General features: G+C 75.0%; 20 protein-coding genes and 1 tRNA gene. 7 read left to right on the forward strand and 14 right to left on the reverse strand.

What is annotated here, in order from left to right:
• Nucleotides 1–136: 136 nt before the first annotated feature.
• Together KIN34_RS15295 and KIN34_RS15300 are read left to right on the forward strand one after the other, a co-directional pair.
• Nucleotides 137–754: a mycothiol-dependent nitroreductase Rv2466c family protein gene (locus KIN34_RS15295; protein WP_214352755.1), complete on the forward strand. Its 618-nt coding sequence runs from the start codon at nucleotides 137–139 to the stop codon at nucleotides 752–754.
• Nucleotides 755–933: 179 nt separating this feature from the next.
• A complete protein-coding gene (locus KIN34_RS15300) occupies nucleotides 934–1446 on the forward strand; it encodes a DUF6636 domain-containing protein (protein ID WP_214352756.1) in 513 nt (170 codons plus the stop codon).
• Nucleotides 1447–1452: 6 nt separating this feature from the next.
• Here KIN34_RS15300 and KIN34_RS15305 read toward each other — a convergent pair whose 3' ends face one another.
• Entirely contained in the window at nucleotides 1453–3432 is a 1980-nt protein-coding gene (locus tag KIN34_RS15305) for a M13 family metallopeptidase (RefSeq protein WP_214352758.1), read from the reverse strand.
• Nucleotides 3433–3490: 58 nt separating this feature from the next.
• Between KIN34_RS15305 and KIN34_RS15310 the strand changes: the two genes are divergently transcribed.
• The gene (locus tag KIN34_RS15310; RefSeq protein WP_214352760.1) at nucleotides 3491–3937 is read left to right on the forward strand and encodes a ribose-5-phosphate isomerase; all 447 of its coding nucleotides are present in this window, start codon (nucleotides 3491–3493) and stop codon (nucleotides 3935–3937) included.
• A 12-nt stretch (nucleotides 3938–3949) separates the two neighbouring features.
• Here the strand turns inward: KIN34_RS15310 and KIN34_RS15315 are convergent, their stop codons facing one another.
• Genes KIN34_RS15315 through KIN34_RS15325 form a run of 3 tightly spaced genes read right to left on the reverse strand, consistent with a single transcriptional unit; the run spans nucleotide 3950 to nucleotide 6670 of the window.
• The gene (locus tag KIN34_RS15315) at nucleotides 3950–5215 is read right to left on the reverse strand and encodes a GNAT family N-acetyltransferase (protein WP_214352762.1); all 1266 of its coding nucleotides are present in this window, start codon (nucleotides 5213–5215) and stop codon (nucleotides 3950–3952) included.
• A 60-nt stretch (nucleotides 5216–5275) separates the two neighbouring features.
• Nucleotides 5276–5611 carry an MGMT family protein gene (locus KIN34_RS15320; RefSeq protein ID WP_214352764.1) on the reverse strand — a complete coding sequence of 112 codons (336 nt, stop codon included), beginning with the start codon at nucleotides 5609–5611 and terminating at the stop codon, nucleotides 5276–5278.
• 18 nt (nucleotides 5612–5629) lie between these two features.
• Nucleotides 5630–6670, reverse strand: coding sequence for an LLM class F420-dependent oxidoreductase (locus KIN34_RS15325; protein WP_214352766.1), 1041 nt, complete (start codon nucleotides 6668–6670; stop codon nucleotides 5630–5632).
• 95 nt (nucleotides 6671–6765) lie between these two features.
• Here KIN34_RS15325 and KIN34_RS15330 point away from each other — a divergent pair, with 95 nt between their 5' ends.
• Nucleotides 6766–7344, forward strand: coding sequence for an NUDIX hydrolase (locus KIN34_RS15330; protein WP_214352769.1), 579 nt, complete (start codon nucleotides 6766–6768; stop codon nucleotides 7342–7344).
• Between the two features lie 54 nt (nucleotides 7345–7398).
• Here the strand turns inward: KIN34_RS15330 and epsC are convergent, their stop codons facing one another.
• The 5 genes from epsC to KIN34_RS15355 all read right to left on the reverse strand — a co-directional run bounded on the left by epsC (nucleotide 7399) and on the right by KIN34_RS15355 (nucleotide 12654).
• The gene (epsC, locus tag KIN34_RS15335) at nucleotides 7399–7983 is read right to left on the reverse strand and encodes a serine O-acetyltransferase EpsC (protein ID WP_214352770.1); all 585 of its coding nucleotides are present in this window, start codon (nucleotides 7981–7983) and stop codon (nucleotides 7399–7401) included.
• A gap of 88 nt (nucleotides 7984–8071) precedes the next feature.
• Nucleotides 8072–9007, reverse strand: a complete 936-nt coding sequence (gene cysK, locus KIN34_RS15340; RefSeq protein WP_214352772.1) for a cysteine synthase A — start codon at nucleotides 9005–9007, stop codon at nucleotides 8072–8074.
• A gap of 466 nt (nucleotides 9008–9473) precedes the next feature.
• Nucleotides 9474–9869, reverse strand: coding sequence for a hypothetical protein (locus KIN34_RS15345; RefSeq protein WP_214352774.1), 396 nt, complete (start codon nucleotides 9867–9869; stop codon nucleotides 9474–9476).
• A gap of 173 nt (nucleotides 9870–10042) precedes the next feature.
• Nucleotides 10043–11740, reverse strand: coding sequence for a bifunctional 3'-5' exonuclease/DNA polymerase (locus tag KIN34_RS15350; RefSeq protein WP_307858282.1), 1698 nt, complete (start codon nucleotides 11738–11740; stop codon nucleotides 10043–10045).
• A 269-nt stretch (nucleotides 11741–12009) separates the two neighbouring features.
• Nucleotides 12010–12654, reverse strand: coding sequence for an SGNH/GDSL hydrolase family protein (locus tag KIN34_RS15355; protein ID WP_214352776.1), 645 nt, complete (start codon nucleotides 12652–12654; stop codon nucleotides 12010–12012).
• Between the two features lie 82 nt (nucleotides 12655–12736).
• Between KIN34_RS15355 and KIN34_RS15360 the strand changes: the two genes are divergently transcribed.
• A tRNA-Pro gene (locus KIN34_RS15360) sits at nucleotides 12737–12813 on the forward strand.
• A gap of 122 nt (nucleotides 12814–12935) precedes the next feature.
• On the opposite strand, the gene KIN34_RS17220 is transcribed toward KIN34_RS15360, so the two are convergent.
• The 3 genes from KIN34_RS17220 to KIN34_RS15375 all read right to left on the reverse strand — a co-directional run bounded on the left by KIN34_RS17220 (nucleotide 12936) and on the right by KIN34_RS15375 (nucleotide 18881).
• Nucleotides 12936–15827, reverse strand: a complete 2892-nt coding sequence (locus KIN34_RS17220) for a helix-turn-helix transcriptional regulator (protein ID WP_214352778.1) — start codon at nucleotides 15825–15827, stop codon at nucleotides 12936–12938.
• 401 nt (nucleotides 15828–16228) lie between these two features.
• The gene (locus KIN34_RS15370) at nucleotides 16229–17644 is read right to left on the reverse strand and encodes a hemolysin family protein (protein WP_214352780.1); all 1416 of its coding nucleotides are present in this window, start codon (nucleotides 17642–17644) and stop codon (nucleotides 16229–16231) included.
• A gap of 64 nt (nucleotides 17645–17708) precedes the next feature.
• Nucleotides 17709–18881, reverse strand: a complete 1173-nt coding sequence (locus tag KIN34_RS15375; RefSeq protein ID WP_214352783.1) for an AAA family ATPase — start codon at nucleotides 18879–18881, stop codon at nucleotides 17709–17711.
• A gap of 114 nt (nucleotides 18882–18995) precedes the next feature.
• On the opposite strand from KIN34_RS15375, the gene KIN34_RS15380 reads away from it, so the two are divergent.
• Nucleotides 18996–21029, forward strand: a complete 2034-nt coding sequence (locus KIN34_RS15380; RefSeq protein WP_214352785.1) for an alpha/beta-hydrolase family protein — start codon at nucleotides 18996–18998, stop codon at nucleotides 21027–21029.
• Between the two features lie 96 nt (nucleotides 21030–21125).
• On the opposite strand, the gene KIN34_RS15385 is transcribed toward KIN34_RS15380, so the two are convergent.
• The gene (locus KIN34_RS15385) at nucleotides 21126–21965 is read right to left on the reverse strand and encodes an LLM class flavin-dependent oxidoreductase (RefSeq protein ID WP_214352787.1); all 840 of its coding nucleotides are present in this window, start codon (nucleotides 21963–21965) and stop codon (nucleotides 21126–21128) included.
• 140 nt (nucleotides 21966–22105) lie between these two features.
• Entirely contained in the window at nucleotides 22106–22540 is a 435-nt protein-coding gene (locus tag KIN34_RS15390; protein WP_214352789.1) for a YdeI/OmpD-associated family protein, read from the reverse strand.
• 340 nt (nucleotides 22541–22880) lie between these two features.
• On the opposite strand from KIN34_RS15390, the gene KIN34_RS15395 reads away from it, so the two are divergent.
• Nucleotides 22881–24230 (forward strand): AlbA family DNA-binding domain-containing protein, encoded by a 1350-nt coding sequence (locus KIN34_RS15395; RefSeq protein WP_214352790.1) that lies wholly within the window; start codon nucleotides 22881–22883, stop codon nucleotides 24228–24230.
• Nucleotides 24231–24787 lie beyond the last annotated feature (557 nt).

Consider the following 24787-nt stretch of genomic DNA (forward strand, 5'->3'; position numbering starts at 1 on the left):
TCCTTCGGTCGGTTCATAGGCCCGGGTTGCGGGCCGCAGCCGATCATCGCACGCAGCGCCGAGGGGTGACGGAGCATGATGGGCACACCCCCGCCGCCGGCCACCCGCCGTCGGCCACCCGAGGAACGGAGCGCCTGTGTCCGGCACGCCCGCACGTCCCGTCGTCGACTTCTGGTTCGACCCCGCCTGCCCGTGGGCGTGGATGACCTCCCGCTGGATCGACGAGGTGTCCCGCCACCGCGACCTCGAGGTGCGCTGGCACGTCATGAGCCTGTCGGTGCTGAACGAGGGGCGCGAGGACCTCCCCGAGCGGTACGTGCGGCTCATGAGCGAGGGGTGGGCGCCCGTCCGCGTGCTGGTCGCCGCCGCGCGTGACCACGGCGACCAGGTGCTCAAGCCGCTGTACGACGCGATGGGCACGCGCAAGCACCCGGGCGGACGGGAGGACAACGAGGCGGTCATCGCCGAGTCGCTCGCCGAGGTCGGCCTGCCCGCCGAGCTGGCCGCCGTGGGCGCGACGGACGAGGTCGACGACCTGCTGCGCGCCTCGCACGGCGAGGCGATCGCGCTCGTCGGGGACGAGGTCGGCACGCCCGTCGTGGCGATCGACGGCGTCGGCTACTTCGGCCCCGTCGTCACGCCCGCCCCGACCGGGCAGGCGGCGCTCGACCTCTTCGACGGGCTCGTGCTGATGACGCGCGTCCCCGGCTTCTACGAGCTCAAGCGCACGCGGACCGCCGGCCCCCAGTTCTGACGGGGCCGCGCGGGCAGAGGACGGGTCGACGGGGCCGACGAGGGCGATGGCCACGCCGGGTGCGCGCCGGGCACGGCGTGGCAGGCTAGCGTGACGCGGTCCCGTGGCCGGCCCCTGCCGGCTGCCGCGCGGCCCCGTCGAGGCGACGGACACGACAGCTGACGGTGAGGAGTCCCGTGATGGCCACCAGGCGAACGATCCGCACGTGGGTCGTCATCGACGCGGTGCTCGTGGCGGTCTTCCTGGTCCTGCTGGTCGTCACGCTCGTGAGCGGCGACGACGAGCCCGCGGACCCGGGCGCCGGGCCACCGTCGGGGTCCCCGACGGCGGTCGCGACGCGCGCCGGCGACGCCACGGAGTTCGCCCTGCCGAGCGGCAACATCGCGTGCACCATGGCGGCCAGCGGGGTCACCTGCACGATCGCGAGCATCACCTACGACCCGCCGGCGGTCGCCGGCTGCACGGGCGACACGGGCCACGTGCTCGTCCTCAACGACGACGGCTTCGCGTTCGACTGCGTGAACGGGGCGGCGCCGTCGGTCGCGGGCGACGACGTGCCCGTGCTCGAGTACGGCTCGTCGGCGACGGCGGGCGGCTACACGTGCACCAGCGCCACCGACGGCGTCACGTGCACCGACGACGCCGGCGTGGGCTTCAAGCTCGCGCGCGCCTCCTGGGAGGAGCTGCCCTGACGGCGGTCACCAGATGCGGACGCGGCGCTCCGGCTCCAGGTACAGCGCGTCGCCGGGCTGCACGTCGAACGCCGCGGCGAACTCCGGGACGTTCCGGACCACGCCGTTGCACCGGAACTCGTCCGGCGCGTGGGGGTCGGTCGCCAGGCGGCGGACGACCTCCTCGTCGCGGCCCTTGGTCCGCCAGGCCTGCGCCCAGCCCAGGAAGAACCGCTGCACGCCCGTGACGCCGTCGATCACCGGGGCCTCGTCGAGCGGACGGCCGAGCGCGATGCGGTAGGCGCGCAGCGCGATCGACAGGCCGCCCAGGTCGCCGATGTTCTCGCCGATGGTGAGCGCGCCGTTGACGTGGTGCGACCCGTCGAGCTGTGCGGGGGAGAACGCGTCGTACTGCGCGACGAGCGCGGCGGTCCGGCGCTCGAACTCGGCGCGGTCGTCCGCGGTCCACCAGTCCTCGAGCCGGCCCGCGCCGTCGTACTTGCTGCCCTGGTCGTCGAAGCCGTGGCCGATCTCGTGGCCGATGACCGCGCCGATCGCGCCGAAGTTCATCGCGTCGTCCGCCTCGGCGTCGAAGAACGGCGGCTGCAGGATCGCCGCGGGGAAGACGATCTCGTTCATGCCCGGGTTGTAGTAGGCGTTGACGGTCTGGGGCGTCATGAACCACTCGTCGCGGTCGATCGGCTTGCCGATCTTGCCGAGCTCCCGGTCGAGCTCGAACGCGTTGGCGTGCCGGACGTTGCCCAGGAGGTCCGTCGCGTCGACCTGCAGCGCGGAGTAGTCCCGCCACCGCACCGGGTAGCCGATCTTGGGCGTGAACGCGTCGAGCTTGGCGAGCGCCTTGGCCCGGGTCTCCGGGCTCATCCAGTCCAGGCCGGTGATCGACTCGCGGTACGCCTCGACCAGGTGGCCGACGAGCTCGTCCATCCGCTCCTTGTGCGCGGGCGGGAAGTGCCGCGCGACGTAGACCTCGCCCACCGCCTCGCCGAGCACGCCCTGGACGAGCGAGACCCCGCGCTTCCACCGGTCCCGCAGCTCCTGCGCCCCGGTGAGCGTGCGGCCGTAGAAGTCGAAGTTCGCCTCGACGACCTCGTCGGTCAGGTACGGCGCCCGCGCCGTGACCACGTGGTACGCGAGCCACGCCTGCCAGCTCTCGAGCGGCTCGTCGGCCCACGCCCGCGCGAACGCCTCCGCGTACTCCGGCTCGCGCACGACGAGCTGGTCCAACGAGCCCGCCGGAGCGCCGAGCGCCTGCGCCCAGGCGCGCCAGTCGAAGCCGGGCGCGCTCTGAGCGAGCGCCGCGAGCGTGGTCGGGTTGTAGGTCAGGTCGGCGTCGCGGTCCTTCACGACGTCCCAGTGTCCGGCCGCGAGGCGCGTCTCCAGGTCGACGACGAGCCCGGCGAGCCGGTCGGCCTCGTCGCCCGAGGCGACCTGCGCGAGCTCGAGCATGCGGGCGACGTGCGGCCGGTACGCCGCGAGCACCGCCGCGTACTGCTCGTCGCGGTAGTACGCCTCGTCCGGCAGGCCCAGGCCGCTCTGGGTGAGGTAGACGACGTACCGCTCGGGGTCGTCCGCGTCGTTGTCGACCCAGAAGCCGACCGCGCCGCCGGCGCCCGTGCGCTGCAGCGCGCCCAGCGCGCCGGTGAGCTCGGCCTGCGAGGTCGCGTCCTCGACCAGTGCCAGGTCGGTGCGCAGCGGCGTGAGGCCCGCCGCCTCGATCGCCTCGGTGTCCATGAAGCTCGCGTAGACGGCGCCGACCTTGGCACCGGCGCCCGACGCGTCGCCGTCGGCCTGCGCCCCGAGGTCGGCGATGATGTCGCGGACCTGCTCCTCCGCCCGGTCGTGCAGCGCGCGGAAGGTGCCGTCCATCGCGCGGTCCGCGGGGATCACGTGCTGGGCGATCCAGCGCCCGTTCACGTGCCGGAACAGGTCGTCCTGGGGGCGGACGTCGGGGTCGAGGTCGGTCAGGTCGAGGCCGCTGCGCGTCATGGCCCCAGCCTACGGACGCGGTGGGTGTGCTCGCCGCCCGGTGCGGCAGGATGGCGCCATGCGCATCCACATCGGTTCCGACCACGCCGGCTACGAGCTCAAGGTCGCGCTCGTCGAGCACCTGCAGGCCGCAGGGCACGACGTCGTCGACCACGGCGCGCACACGTACGACGCGCAGGACGACTACCCGCCGTTCTGCTTCGAGACCGGGGAGGCCGTGGTCGCCGAGCCCGGCTCGCTCGGCATCGTCCTGGGCGGGTCCGGCAACGGCGAGCAGATCGCGGCGAACAAGGTCCGCGGCGTGCGGGCCGCGCTCGCGTGGAACCTCGAGACCGCCCGCCTGGGCCGCCAGCACAACGACGCGAACGTCGTCGCGATCGGCGCCCGCCAGCACTCGGTGGACGAGGCCACGGAGCTGGTCGACGCGTTCCTGGCCGAGCCGTTCAGCGGGGACCCGCGCCACCAGCGCCGCATCGACCTCCTGGCGACGTACGAGTCCCGCTGACGCGACGCGGTCCTAGAACACCCAGCTGCACACCGGCGCGAGCGGCCACGAGAAGGCCGTGGCGGTCCGCAGCAGGGCCCCGGGCGTGAGCTCGGTGACCAGGCCGGCGCGGGCGTAGGCGGCGAGCGAGCGGCCGCCCAGGTACGCGCCGCCGAGCTCGCGCACGTCGAGGCGCAGGTCGGGCTCGTCGTCGGACGGCGTGACCTCGGCGGCCAGGCCGGCGCCGTCGGCCTCGCCCGTGGTCAGCCGCCAGCGGCGCGCGTTGGCCGGCAGGCGGTCGTCCGTCACCTTGAGGACGACGTCGACGGGCGCGGCGTAGCGCCGGGCGGTCAGCGCGCGCGGCACGTCCAGCAGGCGCACCCAGACGTTGTCGCCGATCTGCGGGACGGCGGAGCGCGAGTCGAGCAGGAGCGAGAGCAGGGCGTCGTCCGGTGCCAGCCCGCGCACCGAGACCTCGTGCGTGAGGTCCATGTCCAGCACGAACGACCACAGCCGGTGCGCCGCCGCCGCGTCGGCCGCGACGGCCTCGCGCACCATGACGGGGTAGCGCGCGCCGGTCTCCGCCCACGTCTCCTTGCGGCGCAGCAGCGCGTACGCGCGCGGCTCGCCGGCCTCGTCGTGCACCGTGACGATCCGCAGCGGCTCCCCGCCGTCGCGCCACGCGGGCGGGTCGACCACGCGGCCGCGGCGCAGCGCGTCGCTCGACCGCAGCACCCACCCGGGCCGCCCCGCTCCCGCGGCGGTGTGCAGCGCGTGGACCAGCTCGGTGTGCTCGTCGGGGTCCGCCGTCGCGATCCGGACCGTCAGGGCGTCGCTGCCGGGGACGTCCCGGAGCCGTGCGCCGCGCGGGACCTTGAGCCGGACGTCGTCGGACGCGCAGCCGTAGCCGAAGCGGCCGTAGATCGCCATCTCCGCGGCGGTCAGCGCCGAGACCGGCTCGCCGCGCTCGAGCGACCGCGTGAAGTGGGCGTCCATCATGGCCGTGAGCAGCCCGCGACGTCGCTCGTCGGGCCGGACCCCCACCCAGGTGAGGCCTGCGCAGGCCACCTCGCCGCCCGGCACGGGCAGGTCGAAGTCGTACGACGCGTGCACGGCGGCGAGCGTGCCGTCGGGTCGCTCGACGGCGACCGTGCGGTCCCACTCGAGCTGGTCGGGGACGATCTCGCTCGTCGCGGCGTCGGGCTCGTACGCGAACGCGAGGTGGTCGACGGCCAGCAGCTCGGGCTTGCGCTCGCGGGGCACGGCGACGACGCGGTACCCGTCCGGGAGAGGAGTCATGCGCCCATGGTGGCGTCCGGGCAGCCGGGCTGCCCAGCGCTTTCTGGGCGACGGCGGCGGTCAGGCGTCGTCGTCCGGGAACCAGATCGCCCGGCGCAGCGCGACCCGCGTCCCGTCGGGCACCAGCGGCGTGCCCTCGCCCCGCAGCTCGACGAGCGCGCGCGCCAGGTGCCGCGCGGGCGGCGCCCCCGACGCGTTGACGACGCGCCACCACGGCACCCCCGAGCCGGCCCGCGCCATCACCTGCCCCACCTGCCGCGGACCGCCGCGGGCGGGCTCGCCGGCCGCGACGAACCGCTCCGCGACGACCTCCGCCACCGTCCCGTACGTCATCGCCCGGCCCGCGGGGATGCTCGCGACCAGGTCGAGCACGGCCTCCAGGTACGTCTCGTCCACGACGGGAGCCTGCCCTGCTCAGCCGTCCTCGCGCAGCACCTCGGCCACGGCGGGCAGGGTCCGCGGGTCGCCCTGCACGACGAGCGTCGTGATCGCGGTCGCGCGCCACGCGGGCAGCTGGGCCCGCACGTCGTCGGGCGTCCCGACGAGCGCGACGTCCCGCACGAGCTCGAGCGGCACGGCGGCGGCGGCCCGTTCCTTGTCCCCGGCCAGGTAGTGCGCCTGGATCTCGTCGCACACCTCCGTGTACCCCAGCCGGTCGAGCACGTTGCGGTGGAAGTTCGCGCCCTTGGCGCCCATGCCTCCGGCGTACAGCGCGACGAAGGGGCGCACCTGGTCGGCGGCGGACTCCTGGCTGTCGCCGAGGACCACGGGCACGGGGCACACGACCTCGAAGCCCTCGGTGCCGCGCCCGTCGGTGCGGGCCGCGAAGCCCTCGGCGAGCAGCGAGCGGTACTCGCCGTCCATCCGCGGGGAGTAGAACATCGGCAGCCAGCCGTCGGCGACCTCCGCGGCGAGGGCGACGTTGCGCGGGCCCTCGGCGGCCAGGTGGATCGGCAGGTCCGCACGCAGCGGGTGCACCGTCGGCCTGAGCGCCTTGCCGAGCCCGGCGCCCTCGTCGGACGGCAGGGGGAGGCGGTAGAAGGCGCCGTCGTACGTCACGGGCGCCTCGCGGGCGAGCACCTGGCGGACCACCGCGACGAACTCGCGCGTGCGGGCCAGCGGCCGCGGGTAGGGCGCGCCGTACCAGCCCTCGACGACCTGCGGCCCGGACGCGCCCAGGCCCAGGACGAACCGGCCCCCGGACAGGTGGTCGAGCGTCAGCGCCGCCATCGCCGTCGCGGTGGGCGTGCGCGCGGAGATCTGCGCGATCGCCGTGCCCAGCCGCACGCTCGTCGTGCGCGAGCCCCACCAGGCGAGCGGGGTGAACGCGTCCGAGCCGTACGCCTCGGACGTCCACACCGAGTCGAAGCCAAGCCGCTCGGCGGCGAGCACCGTCTCGAGGGCGCCTGGCGGAGGCCCCGCGGACCAGTACCCCAACGAGTAGCCCAGCCGCATCCATGCCTCCCGTGGTGTCGCGCCGCGTCGGTGCGGCCCGGTCAGGTTACCGGCCGGTACCCGACGGCCCGGCGGGTGCGGCCTAGACTCGGCACGTGGGGTCGCAGCGGGTCGTCCGGGTTGCTGCGTACGGCGTGCTGGCCCGGCCCGGCCCGGCGGGGCCCGAGGTGCTGCTCGTGCGCGCGAGCATCCGCTCCGACGTCCCGGGCACCTGGTGGCTGCCGGGCGGCGGGGTCGAGTTCGGGGAGAGCCCGGAGCGCGCCGTCGTCCGCGAGGTCGCGGAGGAGACCGGGCTCACCGCGCGCGTCGTCGGCGCGCCCGTCGTCGTCTCCGACGTCATGGACGTCCGGGGCAAGGGCGTCGTCGTCCACTCGGTCCGTCTCTGCTACCCGCTCGAGCTCGTCGGGGGAGCGCAGCGGCCGGAGGTCGACGGCACGTCCGACGACCTGGCGTGGGTCGCGCTCGCTGAGGTCGGCGCCCTGCCGACGCTGCCGTTCGTGCCGCGGGCCCTGCACGGGCTCGGCCCCGAGCTGGTCGGCGGTACCGAGCTGGTCGGCGCGTTCCTGCCGGATGGCGCTCCGCCGCCCGACGAGGACACGGTTCTCGTCGTCGAGGCGGGACGGGTGCGCGTCGAGGCGCGGTCGGCGCCGGGCGACGCGCCGCCTCAGCCGTGAGCCGCCGCGGCCCGAGGCCGCCTCAGACGTAGATCGCCTCAGACGTCGATCGCCTCAGATGTAGATCGCGGGGTCGTCGACCTCGGCGTCGAAGGGAGCGGCGACGCTGCGCCGGCGGATCTGGGCGGGCACGCCGACCGCGATCGCACCGGCGGGCACGTCGTGGATGACCACCGCGTTGGCGCCCACCTGCACACCGTCGCCGATCCACACCGGACCGAGGATCTTGGCGCCCGCACCGACCACGACGTGGTCGCCGAGCGTGGGGTGGCGCTTCCCGTGGCGCATCGACTTGCCGCCGAGCGTCGACCCGTGGAACAGCACCACGTCGTCGCCGACCTCGGCCGTCTCGCCGATCACGACGCCCATGCCGTGGTCGATGAACAGACGCCGCCCCAGACGTGCGCCGGGGTGGATCTCGATGCCGGTCAGCGCGCGGACCAGCTGCGAGAGCAGGCGCGCGGGCAGGCGCAGCCCGGGCTCGCGCCACATCGCGTGGGCGACCCGGTAGGTCCACACCGCGTGCACGCCGGGGTACGCGAGCGCGACCTCGAGCAGCGAGCGTGCCGCGGGGTCGCGGCGGCGCGCGGCCTCGAGGTCCTCGCGGAAGGTGGCGGCGAAGTGGCGCAGCGGGGGCATGGGACCTGGCTCTCGGGTGGTGGTGCGGGGGGACGGGCCGGAGCGCGCCGTCCCCCGGCCGCGGTGGCGGCCGGGGGACGGCGACCGGTCAGTCGAGCAGGTCGGCGTAGAGCACCGTCGACAGGTAGCGCTCGCCGAAGGACGGGATGACCGCGACGATCAGCTTGCCCGCGTTCTCGGGGCGCTCGGCGAGCTGCTTGGCTGCGTACAGCGCGGCGCCGGAGGAGATCCCGACGAGCAGGCCCTCCTCGGCGGCGGCGCGGCGCGCGTACGTCACGGCCGTCTCGGCGTCCACGTCGATGACCTCGTCGTACACCGTGGTGTCGAGGATCTCGGGGACGAAGTTGGCCCCGAGACCCTGGATCTTGTGCGGGCCGGGCTGGCCGCCGTTGAGGATCGGGGACTCGGCCGGCTCGACCGCGACGATCTTGACGTCGGGCTTGCGCTCCTTGAGCACCTGGCCGACGCCCGTGATGGTGCCGCCCGTGCCGATGCCCGCGACGAGGATGTCGATCTTGCCGTCGGTGTCCGCCCAGATCTCCTCGGCCGTCGTGCGGCGGTGGATCGCCGGGTTGGCCTCGTTGGCGAACTGGCGGGCCAGGATCGCGCCCTCACGCTCGGCGGCGACCTCGTTGGCGCGGTTGACGGCACCCTTCATGCCCTCGCCCGCGGGGGTGAGGATGAGCTCGGCGCCGAACGCCCGCAGCAGCGCACGCCGCTCCTTGGACATCGACTCGGGCATGGTCAGCACGACCTTGTAGCCGCGCGCGGCGCCGACGAACGCGAGCGCGATGCCGGTGTTGCCCGACGTCGCCTCGACGATCGTGCCGCCGGGCTTGAGGTCCCCGGACTCCTCGGCCGCGTCGATGATCGCGACGCCGATGCGGTCCTTGACCGAGTTGGCGGGGTTGTAGAACTCGAGCTTGCCGACGACCGTGGCGGGGGCGCCGTCGGTGATCTTGTTGATGCGGACCAGCGGCGTGTTGCCGATGAGCGCGGTCGCGTCGTCGTAGATGCGTGCCATGGTTCCTCTTCGGTCGAGCCGACGCGGGTGGTCGGCGGTGGGGGTGTCGTCGTGCTGAGGACGGGGTCTCCGCAGGGCCGTTCCTGCGGTCTGTGCCTGCGGTCCGTGCCTGCTGTCCGTGCCTGCTGTCCGTGCAGAGCCGGCCGCCGGGGCGAGCGCTGGTGCACAGGGACGATCCTCACCCAGGGGTGGTGTCGTCGCGCGCGGGAGCCAGCGCTCTACCGACAGCGACAACAGGGCGCCACGAGGGCGCGCGGGAAGGAGGCGGGGACGGACGTCCGCTCGCTCATCGTTCTCCTCCCGGGGCGGCCGGTGCCGGCCGCGAACGTGGTGACGCTAGCGTCAACGGGAACCCGAGCGCAAAGGTTCCCGCGCCTCGGACGGTCTCCCGGGCCGTGACGCACGACGCCCGCCGGGCCGCGGCGGGAGCCGTGGCCGGGCGGGCGTCGTCGGAGGCGGGACGAGGTCAGCTGCCCTGCTTCTTCACGGTGAGGGTCACGACGGTCCCGACGGGCACGACGCCCTCGATCGGGTCCTGGTCGACGACGAGCCAGGTGGTGTCCTCGTCGGGCGTGACCTCGTTGCCGTCGGCGTCCACGGCCTTGGCCTCGAGGCCGCGCAGGCCGAGGGTGTCGATGGCGGTCTGCAGCTGCACGTACGTGATGTCGAGGACCTCGACCTCCGTGGGGGAGGCGGTGTCCTGCGGCGTGGCGTCGGCGTCGGCCATGTCGGTGGCCGAAGCCGTGGCGCTGGTGCCCGTGGTCGCGTCGGACGACTCGTCGGACGAGTCGTCGGAGCAGCCGGCCGCGAGGGCGGCCACCGCGACGAGGGCGACGACGGAACGGATGACGGACGACTTCATAGCGGAGGTATCCCCTTGTGGCATGCGTGGTGAGTGTGCTGGTGCGAGAGCGCGGCGCCGAGCGCCGCGCGAGCGGGCGCGGAGGCCCGGCGACCTCTCGACCCTAGGTGCCGCCACCCACACCGGTCGCCGTCATTTCCGACGTTCCGGGAGGAACCGGACCGTCTCGCGCGTCACACCCTGCCCGCCGGGCCCTGACGCAGCTCGGCCGACTCCTTGGCTGCGTCGTACGTCGCGGCGGTGCCCACCGAGAGCGGGAACTCGATCGGGAAGTCGCCGAAGAGGCGGCGCCCGGCGGTCGTCGCGGCGTCGACGACCGCGTCCGCCACGGCCCCGGCGTGCCGGGCGGGGCAGTGCACGACGAGCTCGTCGTGCAGGAAGTACACGAGGTGCGGGCGGCCCTGGAACGGCGGTCGCACCAGGCCCGGCGCATCGTCGTCGACGCCCATCGCCCACAGGCTGCGGCGCAGCTCGGCGATCCAGCACAGCGCCCACTCGGCGGCGGTGCCCTGGACGACGAAGTTGCGGGTGAACCGGCCCCACGCGCGCGTCCGTGCCCGGGCGCGGGACTGGGCGCCCTCGTTCGCCTCGGGGTCGAGCGCGTCCGCCTGCGCCTGCGCCCAGGCGGCGTCGGGACGCGGCGAGCTGCGGCCGAGCAGCGTCGAGACCACCTCACCGCGCTCGCCCGCGCGGGCGGCCTCCTCGACCAGCCCGGTCGCTCGGGGGTACGCCTGGAGGAGCCGGGGGAGGACGCTCGCGCTCGCGCCCGTCGTGCCGCCGTACAGCGCACCGAGCATCCCGACCTTCGCGAGCGCGCGCTCGGGCACCACGCCGGACTCGACGATGCCCGCGTACAGGTCCTTGCCCGCCCCGGCGGCGGCCATCCGCTCGTCGTGCGCGAGCCCCGCGAGCACGCGCGGCTCCAGCTGGGCAGCGTCGGCGACGACCAGGCGCCACCCGGGGTCCGCCCGCACGGCGGACCGCAGCAGGCGCGGGATCTGCTGCGCACCGCCGCCGCTCGAGCCCCACCGACCGGTGACCACGCCGCCGACGACGTACTCGGGCCGGAACCGGCCGTCGGGCACCCACTGGTCGAGCCAGGTCCAGCCGTTCGCGCTGTGCAGGCGGGACAGCTTCTTGTAGGCGAGCAGCGGCGCGATGGCGGGGTGGTCGACCTCCCGCAGCTCCCAGGACCTGGTCGAGGTGACGGGGAGCCCCTGGCGGCGCAGCGCGCGCAGCACGTCGGGCAGCGAGTCGGGGTTGAGCAGCGGCGCGTCGAGCGCGGTCCGGAGGCGGGCCGCGAGGTCCGCCATGAGCGCGGGCCGCTCGCCGCGCGGCGGTCGCGGCCCCAGCAGGTCGGTCAGCACCGCGTCGTGCGTCGCGACGTCCCAGGGCAGCCCGGTGTGCTGCATCTCCGCGGCCGCGAGCGCCCCGGCCGACTCGCCGACGAGCAGGAGCCGCAACCGGTGCGGCGCGGTCGAGCCGGTGACCGCCGCGTCCTGGGCGGCGAGCTCCCGCTCGCACGCGTCGACGCCCGGGGCCGCGTCGTCGGACCCGCCCGCGGCGCCGTGCTCGTCGGGCTCGTCGGCGTCGAAGAGGGTGTCCTGGCGACCGTCGGGGCGCACGGGACCGGGCACGGCTGCCGCGGCCGCGAGGTCGAACGGGCCGGGCACGTCGCGGGCGAGCGCGGAGCCCGCGGTCGCGGCCGAGGTCCGCAGGATGCGGTGGGTGAGGCGCAGGTCCAGGCAGCGCTCGACGCGGGTGCCGTCCTGCAGCAGGCGCGGGTACCAGCTCGCGGTGTCCGCCCACACCCAGCGGACGGCGCGCTCATGCCCGACGACGGCGTCGGGCACGCTCCGCACGCTGACCACCGGACCGACGGACCCCGCGGGACCAGGTGCGTCGGCAGGTGCGTCGGGAGGCGCGGCGCGAGGCGCGCCGGCGGGTGACGCGGGTCGCGCGAGCAGGACGAGCACCCTCGGAGCCTGCCGCACGCCACCGACAGGCCGCGCGCAGGCTCGTCGGACGGGCCGTGCGCAACCAGGACCAGCGAGATCGAGCCGAACAGGTGCCGGCCGGACAGTTCCGGCCGGACAGGTCACGCAGGACAGGTCACGCCGGACAGATCACGCCGGACAGGTCACGCCGGGATGCCCACCGCGTCGAGCCAGGCCTCGGCGAGCAGCCCGTTGCCCGCGACGGACAGGTGCACGCCGTCGAAGGTCCAGTGCTCCGCCCCCGCGGCCTCGGCGGCCTCGGCGAAGAGGTCGTCCGCGCGCAGCAGCAGCGCGTCGTACTCGGTCGCCAGGCGCCGGACCACTGCGATCCGCGGGTCCAGGTCCTCACGCCACGCGGGCTGGTCGGGGGTCAGCGGGAGGAGGAACGGCTCCACCAGGACGAACCGCGCCGCGAGGCGCTCGCGCGCGGGGTCCAGGAGCGCGCGGTAGTGCTCCTCGTACTCGTCCGTGCTGGTGGCGGTGCCCGCGTCGTACCGGCGCCACGTGTCGTTGATCCCCACGAGCAGCGAGATCACCGTCGGCCGGAGCTCCAGCGCGTCGCGCTCCCAGCGGTCCCGCACCATCGCCGCGGTGTCGCCCCCGACGCCGCGGTTGAGGAACTCGAGCCCGAGCTCGGGCCGGCGGGCACCCGCGAGGGCCGCGGCGATCGCGACCCAGCCGTGGCCCAGGCTCATGGGGTCGTCGCGGTCGCGGCCCCAGTCGGTGATGGAGTCGCCCTGGAAGAGGACGCGGTCGCCACGCTGCAGGAACGTCGTCACGGGCGTCATCCCACCACATCGGGCCGTGCCGCGGGACCGGGCGCGGGCCGTCCACTAGCCTGAACCCGCGCACGGCCTCGGTGCCGTGCGGCGGGGTGTGGCGCAGGTTGGTAGCGCGTCCGCTTTGGGAGCGGAAGGTCGCCGGTTCGAATCCGACCACCCCGACCACGCAGGGGCGTGCGTGCGCGTCGCACGACGAGCACGCACGACGAGGCGCAGCACGACCCCGGGCGCGGTGCTCGGCGATCTCTGCGCGATCTCGGCGATGCCGCGGGACGAGCATCGTCGGCTCAGCCCGGCGCCGCGGCCACGTCGAGCAGGCCCCGGCGGTGGGCGATCGAGACCGCCTCGGCGCGCCCCGACGCCCCGAGCTTGGCGAGCACGTTCGAGATGTGCACCGAGACGGTCTTGCCGGAGATGAAGAGCCGCGCGCCGATCTGGTTGTTCGAGAGACCCTGCGCGACGAGCGCGAGCACCTCCGACTCGCGCGCGGTGAGCACGTCGGCCCCCGCGCGTTCCGACGCGGTGCCCGGGACGGCGAGCCGACCGCGGCGCGCGAGCGCCTCGAGCTCCTCGGCGAGCGGCACCGCGGCCATCGCGCGGGCGTCCTGGAGCGCCGTCGTCGCCTGACGCGCGGCCTCGGTGCGGTCGCCGGCCTCGAGCAGGGCCTGGGCCCAGCGCGAGCGGCTGCGCGTCTGCTCGTACCGGTTGCCGTACCCGAAGGCCTCGACGGAGGCGCGCCACAGCTCGACCGCCTCGTCGTGCGCCCCGCGCAGGCGCGCGTGCTCGGCGCGCGCCCGGGCGACCCACGCCAGCCCTTCGGGGCCGACGCGTCGGCCGGGGGGCAGCGGCCGCGCCGCGGTGGACTCGACCCGCTCGCGGAACGGCTCGCCCTGCTCGACGCGCGGTGCGGGGTCGCGGCCGTGCAGGCGGTCGTCCTCGGCGGCGTCGGCCAGGGCGGCGAGAGCGAGCGCGGAGAGCCACAGCCCACCGAAGAACTGCGGGTTCCACGCCTCGCTCAACAGGGTCACCACGCGTGACACGAGCGCGACGGCCTCGTCCGTGGCGCCCTGGCGGGTCAGCACGTCCGCGGCGCACCCGCCGGTCACGAGCGCGATCAGGCCGTCGCGCTCCCACTGCGGCTCGAGCGCCCGGGCCCGGTCGAGCAGGTCCTCGTCGCCCCGCGCGGCAGCGCTGTAGAACACGGCCACGTCGAGCAGTCCGCCGTCCTCGTCGGGCCCGCGGGCGGGCGCCGGCACGGGGGACAGGTCGCCGCGCTGGTAGGCGACCAGTGCGGCGTAGCCGGCGAGCTCGAGGCCGTGCTCGGTGTTGGCCAGCCCCGCCGCCGCGGCGAGGCCGACCCCGTCAGCGGCGAGGCGCCCGGTGCCCTCGAGGTCGCCGACGTCGTACCGGTTGGCCGCCATGTTGGTCAGGATCCGGAGCTGGGTCACGACGTCGCCGACCGAGCGGGCACGCTCGAGCGCCTGGTGCAGCATCTGCTCGGCCTGGTCGGCGTCGTCGTCGGCGACCATCACCGCGAGCGTCGTCAGCGCGTCCGACTCCGCGTCGAGCGCGCCGATGCCGCGCGCGACCGCGAGGGCCTCCTGCGTGGTCGCGAAGGCCTCGAGGGTACGGTCGAGGTAGACCAGCGAGCGCGCGTGCGTCGCGAGCGCCCAGGCCCGCTCGGCGCTGGGCGCCGTGGGCAGGTCGGCGAGGGCGAGGCCCGACTGCTCGAGCGCGTCCGCCACGCGCTCGACGGCCTGCAGGTGGCGGGCCAGCGCGGTCCGGCGGCGCGGGCGGTCGGCGTCGGTCGCCTCCTCGACGGCCGAGCGCGCGAGCTGCACCGCGCGGTCCCGCCGTGCGGTCGCGGCGGCGGCCGACGCCGCGCGGGCCAGCACGGCGTCGCGCCGCTCCCCGGACTCCTCCGGCGCGGCGGGCACCGCGTCCCACAGCCGGAGCGCCACCTCGAGATGGCGCAGCTCCTCCTCGGGCGCCAGGAGCGTGTGCGCCGCCCGCCCCGCCGCGAGCGACGCGCCGAGCGCCGTGGGCAGGTCGTGCGCCTGCATCGCGTGCGTGGCGAGCTCGGCCGCGCTCCCCAGCGCCGGCTCGGCGCGCAGCGCGGTCACGTAGGCGCGGTGCACCGCGGTCGTCTCCCCGGGCAGCAGGTCGGCGGCCACCGCCTCGGCCAGCAGCGCGTGCCGGAAGGCCAGGTGCCCGTCCTCGACCGCCAGCACGTGGTGACCGACCGCCTCCCGCAGCGCGGCGTCGAACCCCGCCGTCAGGCCGGCGTCGAGCGCGCCGGCGGCCGCCCGCAGCAGCGGCTCGTCGACCCGGCGACCCGCGACCGACGCGACCCGCACGAGCTGCTGGACCGCTGGGTCGAGCTGTTCGACGCGGGCTCGCAGGACGTCGGCGAGCGAGCCCGGCAGCTCGTCGTCGGGCTGCTCCAGGAGCTCCTGCGCGAAGTACGCGTTGCCGCCCGACCGCTCCGCGACGCGACGCACCGTCCGCGCGGCGGGCGCCCGTCCGGTGAGCGCGGTCGCGAACTCCCGCACCTCGGCGGGGGTGAACGGAGGCAGCTCGAGGCGCTGCACGCGCGGGTGCCGGGCGAGCTCGAGCGCCACGGGCCGCCAGGGGTGACGGCGGTGCAGGTCGTCCGTGCGGTAGGACACGACGAGCAGCACGTGCTCGTCGTGCAGCCGGCTGACGAGGAACCGCAGCACGTCCCGGCTCGAGGCGTCGGCCCAGTGCGCGTCCTCGACGACGAGCAGCAGCGGTCGGTCGGCGCTCGCGACGGCGGCGAACAGCTCGGCCAGCGCGTCGAAGAGCTGGAGGCGGTCCGCGTCGTCCCCCAGGTCGCCGCGGCCCAGGAGCCGGCCCAGCGCGGGGCGGTCGGCCGCGACGCGCGCGACCGTCTCCGGGCACTCCTCCCGCAGGCGGGCGACCGCCTCGGCGAAGGGGAGGTACGGCAGGCCGATCTCGCCCAGGTCGACGCAGTGCGCGACGACGACGGCCGCCCCGCCGTCCGCGGCGCGGCGCGCGACCTCCCGCACCAGGGCGGACTTGCCCACGCCGGCGTCACCGGCGACGAGGACGACGCCGGGCGCGCCGGCGCCCGCCCGGACCAGCGCGTCCCGCAGGACGTCCACCTGGTGCGAGCGGGCGACGAAGGGTGTGCTCATCGGGCCGCGGACCACGCCCCCGATCCTCGCAGCGACCACCCACGCGGCGCACGGGTCCGCCGGTGCGCGGACGTCTCGCCCCGCGTGCGGCGCCGCGCCGGACGCCCCCGGTCCGCGTGACCCCGCTCCGCCCGCAGGTCCTCGACCACGCGCTCGCGGCGGTACGCGAGCTCCGCCCCCGACCAGTCCACGATCTCGACCATGGCTCTTCCCCCTCCGGAAGTGTGCCGACCCGTCCTGGAGCCGACCCGTCTCGATCCGACACGTCGACTCTCGTCGTGAGGCGCGCCGGGGTGGATCGGGAGACCGTCCAGTGTTCTCGCGTGAGGCAGAGGTGAGGGGTGGTGAGGGTCAGGGTGAGGGGTCTGAGGTACCTCAGACCCCGTCGTCGGACCGGGTCGTCAGAGCGGGTCGTCGGCCGGGGCCGGGTCGCGCTCCACGCGCACCGAGGTGATGCGGCGCCGGTCCACGTCCCGCACGACGATCCGCGCGACCGGCGCCCCGCTCGGGACCGACCCGTCGTGCGCCCCGTCGGCCGGCTCGACGTCGACCGCCTCGCCCGTCACGGGGATGTGGCCCAGCCGCGCGAGGACGAAGCCCGCGACCGTCTCGTACGGTCCGTCCGGCAGCGTGACACCCGTGCGCTGCGCGAACTCCTCGAGGGTGAGCCGCGCGTCCACCTCGGAGTCCTGGTCCCGGGACGCGGGAGGGGACGCGGGCACCACGTCGTACTCGTCGACGATGTCGCCGACGAGCTCCTCCAGCAGGTCCTCGAGGGTCACGATCCCGTCGGTGCCGCCGTACTCGTCGACGACGACCGCGAGATGGGCCCCGGTGCGGCGCATCATCGACAGCGTCGGCAGGACCGCGTTGGTCCCGGGCAGCGACACCACGGGCCGCGTCACGTCGCGCACGGTCGTCGCGGCCACCTCGATGATCGCCTCGACCACGCCCTCCCCACCCCGCGTGTCCGGGTCCTCGTCGGCGTCGCGGACGGCGCGCGCGACGGGCGCCAGCAGGTCGCGGACGTGCACGAACCCGACGATGTCGTCGAAGTCCTCCCCGGTCACGGGGTACCGGGAGTACGGCAGGTCGCCGACGACGCGCGCGGCCTCGGCGATCGGCGCGTCCGCCGCGAGGAACTGCACGTCCGCGCGGGGACGCATCGCCTCGACGAGCGAGCGGTCGCCGGCGGCGAAGACGTCGTCGATCAGGCGCCGCTCGTCCTCCGGCAGGTCCGGGTGGGTGCGGACCAGGTCGCGCAGCTCCTCGTCGGACATCTGGTCGCTGGTCGCGTGCGGGTCGAAGCCCAGGAGCCGCACGACGCCGTTGGTCGAGACGGACAGCAGCCACACGACCGGCGTCATCAGCGCGGCGAACCGGTCGAGCGGCGGCCCCACCCACAGCGACACCCGGGCGGACTGCTGCATGGCGATGCGCTTGGGGGCGAGCTCGCCCAGGACGAGCGAGAGGTAGGCGATGACGAGCGTCAGCACGATGAGCGCGGTGCCCGACGCCGCCCCGGGCGACAGCCCCAGGGACTCGAGCGCGGGCGACAGCGACGGCGCGAGCGTCGACGCGCCGAACGCCGCCGAGAAGAACCCGGCCACCGTCACGCCGATCTGCACGGCCGCCAGGAAGCGGTTGGGGTCACGGGCGACGGCGGCCACCCGCGCTCCACGTCGGCTCTGCTTCTCGAGCTGGCCGAGCTGGGACTCGCGCAGCGAGACGAGCGCGAGCTCGGTCCCGGCGAACACGCCGCCGAGAAGGATGAACAGGAGGACCAGGCCGGCGTCGGCCCAGGTGTCGGCGGTCATGTCGGCAGCTCCGGGGGCGTGGTCGGTGTCCCTCAGCCTAAGCGCGACCGGACGCGGACCGGGGTCAGCGCGAGGGCCAGTGCCACGCCGGCTGGTCGAGCGGCCCGTCGCGGCCGTCCACGACGGTCTCGCCCTGCTCGAGCAGCAGGCGCACCTCCTGGGTGTCGGGCACGGTCTGCGGGCCCGCGACCAGAGCGGCGGCGAGCGCGTCCGAGTGCGTGACGACCACGACCTGGGTGTCGCGCGCCGCGCGCTGCACCAGCCGCGCGAGCGCGGGCAGCAGCTCGGGGTGCAGGCTCGTCTCGGGCTCGTTGAGCACCATCAGCTCGGGCGGGCGCGGGGTCAGCAGCGCCGCGACCCACAGCAGGTAGCGCAGCGTGCCGTCGGACAGCTCCGCCGCGTCGAGCGGACGCAGCAGCGACCGGCGCTCGAGCTGCAGCGCGAACCGGCCGTCGTCGGCGCGCACCACCACCCGGGCACCGGGGAAGGCCTCGGCCACCGCGTCGTCGAGCTCCTGGCCGCGCCCCAGCTCGCGCGCGGTCTCGATCGCCGCCGCCAGGTCGCCGCCGTCGTGGGCGAGGGCGGTGGTGCGGGTGCCCACGCGGACGCGGCGCGCGGGGGCGTCGGCGTCGGTGCGCAGGTGGTCGTAGAACCGCCAGCCCCGCAGGCGCTCGCGCACGGCCACGACCTCGGGCGCTCCGGTGGGGTCGACGACCTCCGAGAGCATCGAGTCGAACGGCCGCAGCCGGCCGCCGACGGGCTGCCAAGCACCCTCGTCGTCCCGGACCCGGACCGCCGGACCGCGCCGCTCGACGAGCGTGGTCGCGGGGCGGGGGAACGGCCCGCTCCAGATCGACTCGACCTTGACCTCCGGGTCGAGCATGAACGGAGAGCCGCCGTCCTGCGGCAGACCGAGGTCGACCGCGTACCCCAGGTCCTCACGGCTCGCGAAGCCGAGCCGGAGCGCGACCGGCCCCGAGCGCACGGTGCCCTGCGCGTCGCCACCGCGGCGGCGCGTGCCGCGCTCGGGCCCGGCCCACAGCGTCGAGCGCAGGCCGCCCTCCCGGGCGACCGCCCCGACGGCGCCGCCGAGCGCGCACTCGGCGAGCAGCCGCAGCGCCCGGTACACCCCGGACTTGCCCGTGCCGTTGGCCCCGGTCACCACCGTGAGCCCGCCCAGCGGCAGCACGAGCCCACGCAACGAGCGGTAGCCCTCGACCGCCACGGTCTCGATCACGTCCGCCTCCTCCCGGCGCCCTGGAGGCGCTCGCGGCCAGGGTGCCAGGTGGCGGTGACAACCACCGCCGGACAGGCATGGACGTCCGGCCGCGGGGGACGAGAGGATCGCGCCATGGACGTCGCGGGAGCAGCTCGGAAGGCCGCACGGCTCGTGGCGGGCGTCGACCCCGCGGAGCAGACGGCGGCGCTCGTCTCGGCGCTGTCGACCGGCATGACCTTCATGCCGGGGCTGCTCGCGCGCGACGGCGCGGACCAGGCGGTCGCCACGGGCGTGGTGGCCGCCACGGAGTACGGCCTGGTGGTCACGTCGCAGTCCGTCTCGGTGGCGGTCGCCCGGCACCTGGTCGACGACGACGGGACGACGGCGGCCGCCGCGCGCCGGCTGGCCGTGCAGGCGGGCGCGGGCCTGGTGCTGGCGACGGCGGGCGCGGCCGCCGAGCGCCTGGCGTCGCCGCGCCACGGGGAGCGCGTGCGCCGCGCGATGGTGCGCACCGTGGGTCGTCGGACGTTCCGGGTGGGCCTGTCCGGCGTGGCGGTGTCGGCGCTCGCCGCGGCCGACGCGGCGCTCGGTGACCGGCACCGGTGGCTGCGGGCGGCGTCCGGCGGCGCCGGCCTGGCGGTCGGCACGGCGCTCGCGGCCTGGCAGATCCGGCAGTACCGCACGGACGACCCTGACGAGCGCGCTCGTCTGGCGCCGGCGGTGGACCCCGTCACCGGCGCGTCGATCGGGACCGCCGACGCCTCGACGGCCCTGCCGCTTCCGCCCGTCACCCGCTCGCTGGTGCTGGGCGCGGCGGTCAACGTCGGGCTGCAGTCGTTCGCCGCGCTCGAGGGGCTGTTCGCCCGGACGGTGAGCGCCGGCGTGCGTCGGGTGGCCCCGGGCTCGGGCCGGCTCGCGGGTGCCGTCGGGCACACGGTGGCCCTCGGCGCGACCGCGGCGGGGCTCGCGGGCGCCGTCGAGTACGCGCTGCGGACCGCGGACGCGGGCGGCGCGGCGATCGACGCCGCGTACACCAGCGCGCCCGAGTCCACGAGCGTGAGCGGCGGGCCGGCGTCGCTCGTGCCGTGGTCGACGATGGGGCGCGAGGGCGTGCGGTTCGTCAACATGGCGCTCACGCCGCGCGAGATCACGGACGTCACGGGCGCGGACGAGGCGCAGGTGGTCGAGCCGGTGCGCGCCTTCGTCGGCCTGGCGAGCGCCCCGACCGTGGACGCCCGGGTCGACCTCGTGATGCGCGACCTCGAGCGGCTGGGCGCGTTCGAGCGCAGCGTGATCTGCGTGGCGTCGCCCACCGGCAGCGGGTACGTGAACTACGTGGCGATCGAGACGCTCGAGTACCTGACGCGCGGCGACTGCGCGACGGTCGCCCTGCAGTACTCGCTGCGCCCCTCGTTCCTCTCGCTCGACCGCGTCGCGATGGGGCGCGAGCAGAACCGCGCGCTGTTCCACGCCCTCACCTGGCGCCTGCGCAGCATCCCGGAGGAGTCCCGGCCGCGCCTGGTCGGGTTCGGCGAGTCGCTGGGCGCCCACACGCTGCAGGACGCGTTCCTGCACGAGGGGGTGCGCGGCCTGCACCGCGTCGACATGGAGCGTGCGCTGTTCCTCGGCACGCCGGCGGGGAGCTCGTGGGCCAAGCAGTGGCGGCTCGACCCGGAGCGGGACGATCCCGGGGCGCAGGCGGTCGAGGTCGGCTCGTGGGCCGAGTGGGCGGCGCAGGACGAGGACGTGCGCGAGAGCCAGCGCTACTTCCTGCTCTCGCACCACGAGGACCCGATCACGCGGTTCGACGGCGCGCTCGCGATCCAGCAGCCGGGCTGGCTGGGGCCGGTCGCGACCCGACCGCCGGGCGTCTCCCGGCTGGCGCACTGGTACCCGCTCGTGTCGTTCGTGCTCACGCTCGTCGACGTCACCAACGCGATGAGCACCGTCCCGGGCACCTTCGTCGCGCGCGGGCACGACTACCGCGCCGATCTCGCACGGATGGTCCCGACCGCCTACGGCCTGGCCGTCGACGACGACGAGCTCGCGCGGATCGAGGGGGCACTGCGCGCCCGCGAGGTGCTCTGGGCCGAGCGCCGGCTCGTCGCGGAGCAGCTCCACCGCGCCCGCGAGGCCGTCCAGCGCCAGGTCTCCACCTGGGGCTGACCCGTCGGGAGAGCGGTGGCCGAGCGCAGTGGCGCACGGGGGCCCGGCCTGCCGCAGGATGCGCACGGCCGGCCGCATCCCGCGGCGTGGCTGCACTCAGCGCGCGGGCGCTCCCGCGCGGATCCGGGCGGACACCGCCTCGATCGTCGCCTCCGGTCCCTCCCAGCGGGAGTCGATGAACCAGGTGGCGCCGGCCTCGGCGAGCGCTGCGAGGTGGTCCCGCGCCTCCGCCGCGTCGTCGGGCAGACGGCCCTGCAGCACGATGTCGAACGGGCCCGCGTCCGCCGGCCGGTGCTCGGCCACCCACGCGGCGACCTCCGCCACCTCGTCGGGCCCCAGGTGGTCCATCGCGCGGTCCCCGCGCAGCTGGGGGACGACCCCGTCGTAGCGCACCGCGCGGCCCATCGACCGCTCGCTCGGGAACGCGCCGACGACCCACAGCGGCACGCGCGGTCGCTGGACGGGCCGCGGGCGGATCTGCAGGTCGGTCACCGTGTGGTGCGTGCCCGCGTAGGCGAACACCTCGCCGCTGAACGCCCGGTCGAGGATCGCGAGATGGTCGTCGAGCAGCTCCGCACGCTCACGCGTCCCGACGAGCTCGCCCGAGACGCCGACGAACCCGTGGTCGGTCGGCACGCCCAGGCCCGCCGGGATGACGAGCCGCCCGCCGGAGAGGTGGTCGACCGTCACGGCCTGCCGCGCCACGACCCACGGCCGCCGCCGCGGCAGCGCGAACACCAGCGCGCCCAGCGTGATGCGCCGGGTCCGCACGGCCGCCGCGGCGAGGATCGACCAGGGGTCCCAGACCGCGTCCTCCATCCGCAGGTCGACGGCGTCCCAGGTGAAGAACCCGTCCCACCCGTGCTCCTCGGCCGCGACGGCGAGGTCCACGACCTCGCCCGCCGCGCCGAACGTCCCCACGATCCCGACCTTCACGAGCGACCCCCTCGGCGTCCGCAGCGGAGTCGGTGCGCGGCGCGCACCGACGTCCCGACGCTAGCCAGCACCACCGACACGGCGAGGCGACGGGGTTCGTCGCGGTCCCGGTCGCGGGCGCGCCCAGCAAGGGAGGGCGCTCAGGTGAGCGACGCGACGACCGCGGCGACGCGTCGCGCTCGCGTCGCCTCCTGCTTCGCCTCGACGACACCGCGCACGTGCTCCTTGCGCCGCGACGGCGCAAGCGCGTCGAAGGCGTCGCGCACGCCCGCCGCGGCGAGCGCGGCGGCGAGGTCGTCCGGCACGTCGACGGTGCGCGGCTGGTCGTCGAGCACGATCGTCACCTCGTGCTCCTCGCCGCCCGCGACGCCCGCCTCCGCGCGGACCTGGGCGGAGACGGGGACGAGGTACCGGCCACCCATCGGTGCGACGGTCGACCGGTAGGTGTGGCCGTTGAGGGTCACGAGGACGGGCGGCCGCCTCCCCGCACCGAGCGCGAGCACCAGGTCCTCCGGGACATCGATGCCGACGTTGTTGGCGCCGGACCGGATCAGGACGGTGCGAAAGGTCGTCATCGGCACACCGTCCCACACCGGCTGCGGCGGGCGACGGCCACGGAGCGGCCGAGCGGGAGATCCGAGACAGGGGAGCGGACGACGGGAATCGAACCCGCGTAGCCAGTTTGGAAGACTGGGGTGTTAAGTGCGCTGACCTGCATCGCAGCACCTGTTCGATAGCCAGTCGGTATCGAGTCGGTATCGAAGTACATGAGGAAGTGGAGGTAGGGCCGACCGGGGCACGTGCGGCCGGGCGCGTGGCCCCAACCAGTGCACCCCGGCTTGCGTGACACGAGAGGGGAGTGGGTCGGCATCGGATAGTCACCCGAGTTGTGTACTGGGCTGACAGACTCGACGCGTGCCGACATCCTGGTCGCGAATCCACGAAGCCCTGGGCGCCCCCCGCGGTCCGCTGACCTATGAACTCGTGGCCCGCGCCGTTGCCGCCAACGTCAGCGAGGCGGACGACCTCGACTGGAAGTCGGACCAACGCTCCGACGAGGCGGCGAGAGCCGAACTCGCCAAGGACATCGCTGCGATGGCGAACACCGCAGGCGGCGTCCTTGTCATCGGTGTTGCAGAGAAGGGCAAGGGAGCGGAGAAAGCCCTCGAACTCAGCCCGGTCGCGCTCGGGGAGCAAGCCGAGCAGCAGGTTCGGGCAGTGAACGTGTCTCGGGTTCGGCCAGTCGTACAAGGAGTTGAGGTCGCTCAGCTGCCCTGCGATTCGCGACCTGGATACGGCGTCGTGGTCGTGTACATCCCGCGGTCGCCCGATGCGCCGCACTTCGTTGAGCGTCGTGAGTCGACCATTGCACCGTGGAGGAACGGTTCGCACACGGACGCGATGCTGGAGCGTCAGATTGAGCGCGCCTACGCAGACCGGTTTGCGCGCCGTCAGGACGAACACGCCCGGCTTGAGCGGCTGTTCGAGTCGACCGCTGAGCGGCTGGCGGGCGAGCATCCATGGCTGGTCGGCGTGTCCAGACCACGGTCACCCGCAGGGTTGTCACTCTCGTCGCCCGACAGAGACGCCGTTACCGCAGCCGTAGCGCGTGCCGCGGCGATTGAGGAGGAGACGCTCTGGGAGGGCGTCGATGTGCAGAGCGGTCCGGGCCAGGCGCTCGCACGCATCGCACGCACCCTGGTCACCTTCGGTGACGCGGCCGTGAATCCCCGCAAGGGGCTTCGACGGTGGGTTCTCCGACGCGACAGCGACCAGACCCGCCTCACTGGACTCGTCTACGAGATCTACGCAGAGTTCCACGACGATGGCTCCACGAGCCTGGCGTTGCCCGTGCGCGCGCCGAGGCAGCTCGAAGCGGTCTACCGAGATGACTCGCTGCTGCCGTCCCAACTCGTCGAGACGGCATCCGTGGCGCTGGCATCGCTTGCGACCGCGTGGGCGGAGTCGCTAGGCCTCGGTGGCGCTATTGCACTCTCGCTGGAGAGTCGTTCGCGTGTCACCCCCGCCGCCAAGCTCACACGCGCAGTGACCCGCCGGGTCATCGGCGGGCTCGACCTCGGCTACGAGGTTGCGGACTGGACCATCGGACTGAAGCGGGTGCTTCCAGCAGAGGCCGACCTCATCGACCCAGCAGCGGTCGTCGACAGGCGTCACGTCAGCCGGCAACTGACAGAAGACGTCGTCAACCAGTTCGGACTACGCGGTGTCGAGTCGCTCGTTTGGCCGGTCCCAGGTCCCAATTGAGACGGCTGCGATAGCGACTGAGCGCGCCTCACGCCGGGTCCTGGCACGGCACGCGCGGCCCGTTGGCGGTGAGCCGCTGCACGCGGCTCGGCACGCACTGGTCGTCAGAGCTCCCGGTACAGGGTCGCGCGCTGCTCGAGCACCCACCCGAGGAGCGCCCCGGCATCCGCGTGCGGGTCTACCCCACGTACCCCTCGCGGCCTGTTCGCTACGGGTCCGAGCCGCCCTGCCCGATCCATGGCGACGACCGACCCGGACCGTGCCCCCGCGACCACGACGCGGCGGCAGCTCAGGGAAGCGGCAGCCGCGTCCTGCTGACCCCGCCCAAGTGACGAGAGAAGCCCCCGGTGGAACGTCACCGGGGGCTTCTTCATGCTCAGGGCTCGACGCCGCACGCAGGGGGTGAGCACGACGCAGGCAGAGGGGGGTCCGACGCGCTCCCTCCCGATGTGATGCGGATCACACCCCGGCCGCATGACGCCGGAGTCAACAACCCTTCCGGGTGCGTCAACCAAGGGCTACCTTGGACGCGCGATACACCCGGTATCGCACCACTT

Origin of the sequence: Cellulomonas fulva (assembly GCF_018531375.1) — a bacterium.
Lineage (GTDB): Bacteria > Actinomycetota > Actinomycetes > Actinomycetales > Cellulomonadaceae > Cellulomonas > Cellulomonas fulva.

Coding starts and splice junctions, on each gene's coding strand:
- cysK (WP_214352772.1), bottom strand. CDS start 9,007: ATGGCACGCATCTACGACGACGCGACCGCGCTCATCGGCAACACGCCG.
- KIN34_RS15305 (WP_214352758.1), bottom strand. CDS start 3,432: ATGACGCGCAGCGGCCTCGACCTGACCGACCTCGACCCCGACGTCCGC.
- KIN34_RS15345 (WP_214352774.1), bottom strand. CDS start 9,869: ATGAAGTCGTCCGTCATCCGTTCCGTCGTCGCCCTCGTCGCGGTGGCC.
- KIN34_RS15380 (WP_214352785.1), top strand. CDS start 18,996: ATGGACGTCGCGGGAGCAGCTCGGAAGGCCGCACGGCTCGTGGCGGGC.
- KIN34_RS15355 (WP_214352776.1), bottom strand. CDS start 12,654: ATGACGCCCGTGACGACGTTCCTGCAGCGTGGCGACCGCGTCCTCTTC.
- KIN34_RS15390 (WP_214352789.1), bottom strand. CDS start 22,540: ATGACGACCTTTCGCACCGTCCTGATCCGGTCCGGCGCCAACAACGTC.
- KIN34_RS15370 (WP_214352780.1), bottom strand. CDS start 17,644: ATGACCGCCGACACCTGGGCCGACGCCGGCCTGGTCCTCCTGTTCATC.
- epsC (WP_214352770.1), bottom strand. CDS start 7,983: ATGCCCCCGCTGCGCCACTTCGCCGCCACCTTCCGCGAGGACCTCGAG.
- KIN34_RS15315 (WP_214352762.1), bottom strand. CDS start 5,215: ATGACTCCTCTCCCGGACGGGTACCGCGTCGTCGCCGTGCCCCGCGAG.
- KIN34_RS17220 (WP_214352778.1), bottom strand. CDS start 15,827: ATGAGCACACCCTTCGTCGCCCGCTCGCACCAGGTGGACGTCCTGCGG.
- KIN34_RS15300 (WP_214352756.1), top strand. CDS start 934: ATGGCCACCAGGCGAACGATCCGCACGTGGGTCGTCATCGACGCGGTG.
- KIN34_RS15310 (WP_214352760.1), top strand. CDS start 3,491: ATGCGCATCCACATCGGTTCCGACCACGCCGGCTACGAGCTCAAGGTC.
- KIN34_RS15325 (WP_214352766.1), bottom strand. CDS start 6,670: ATGCGGCTGGGCTACTCGTTGGGGTACTGGTCCGCGGGGCCTCCGCCA.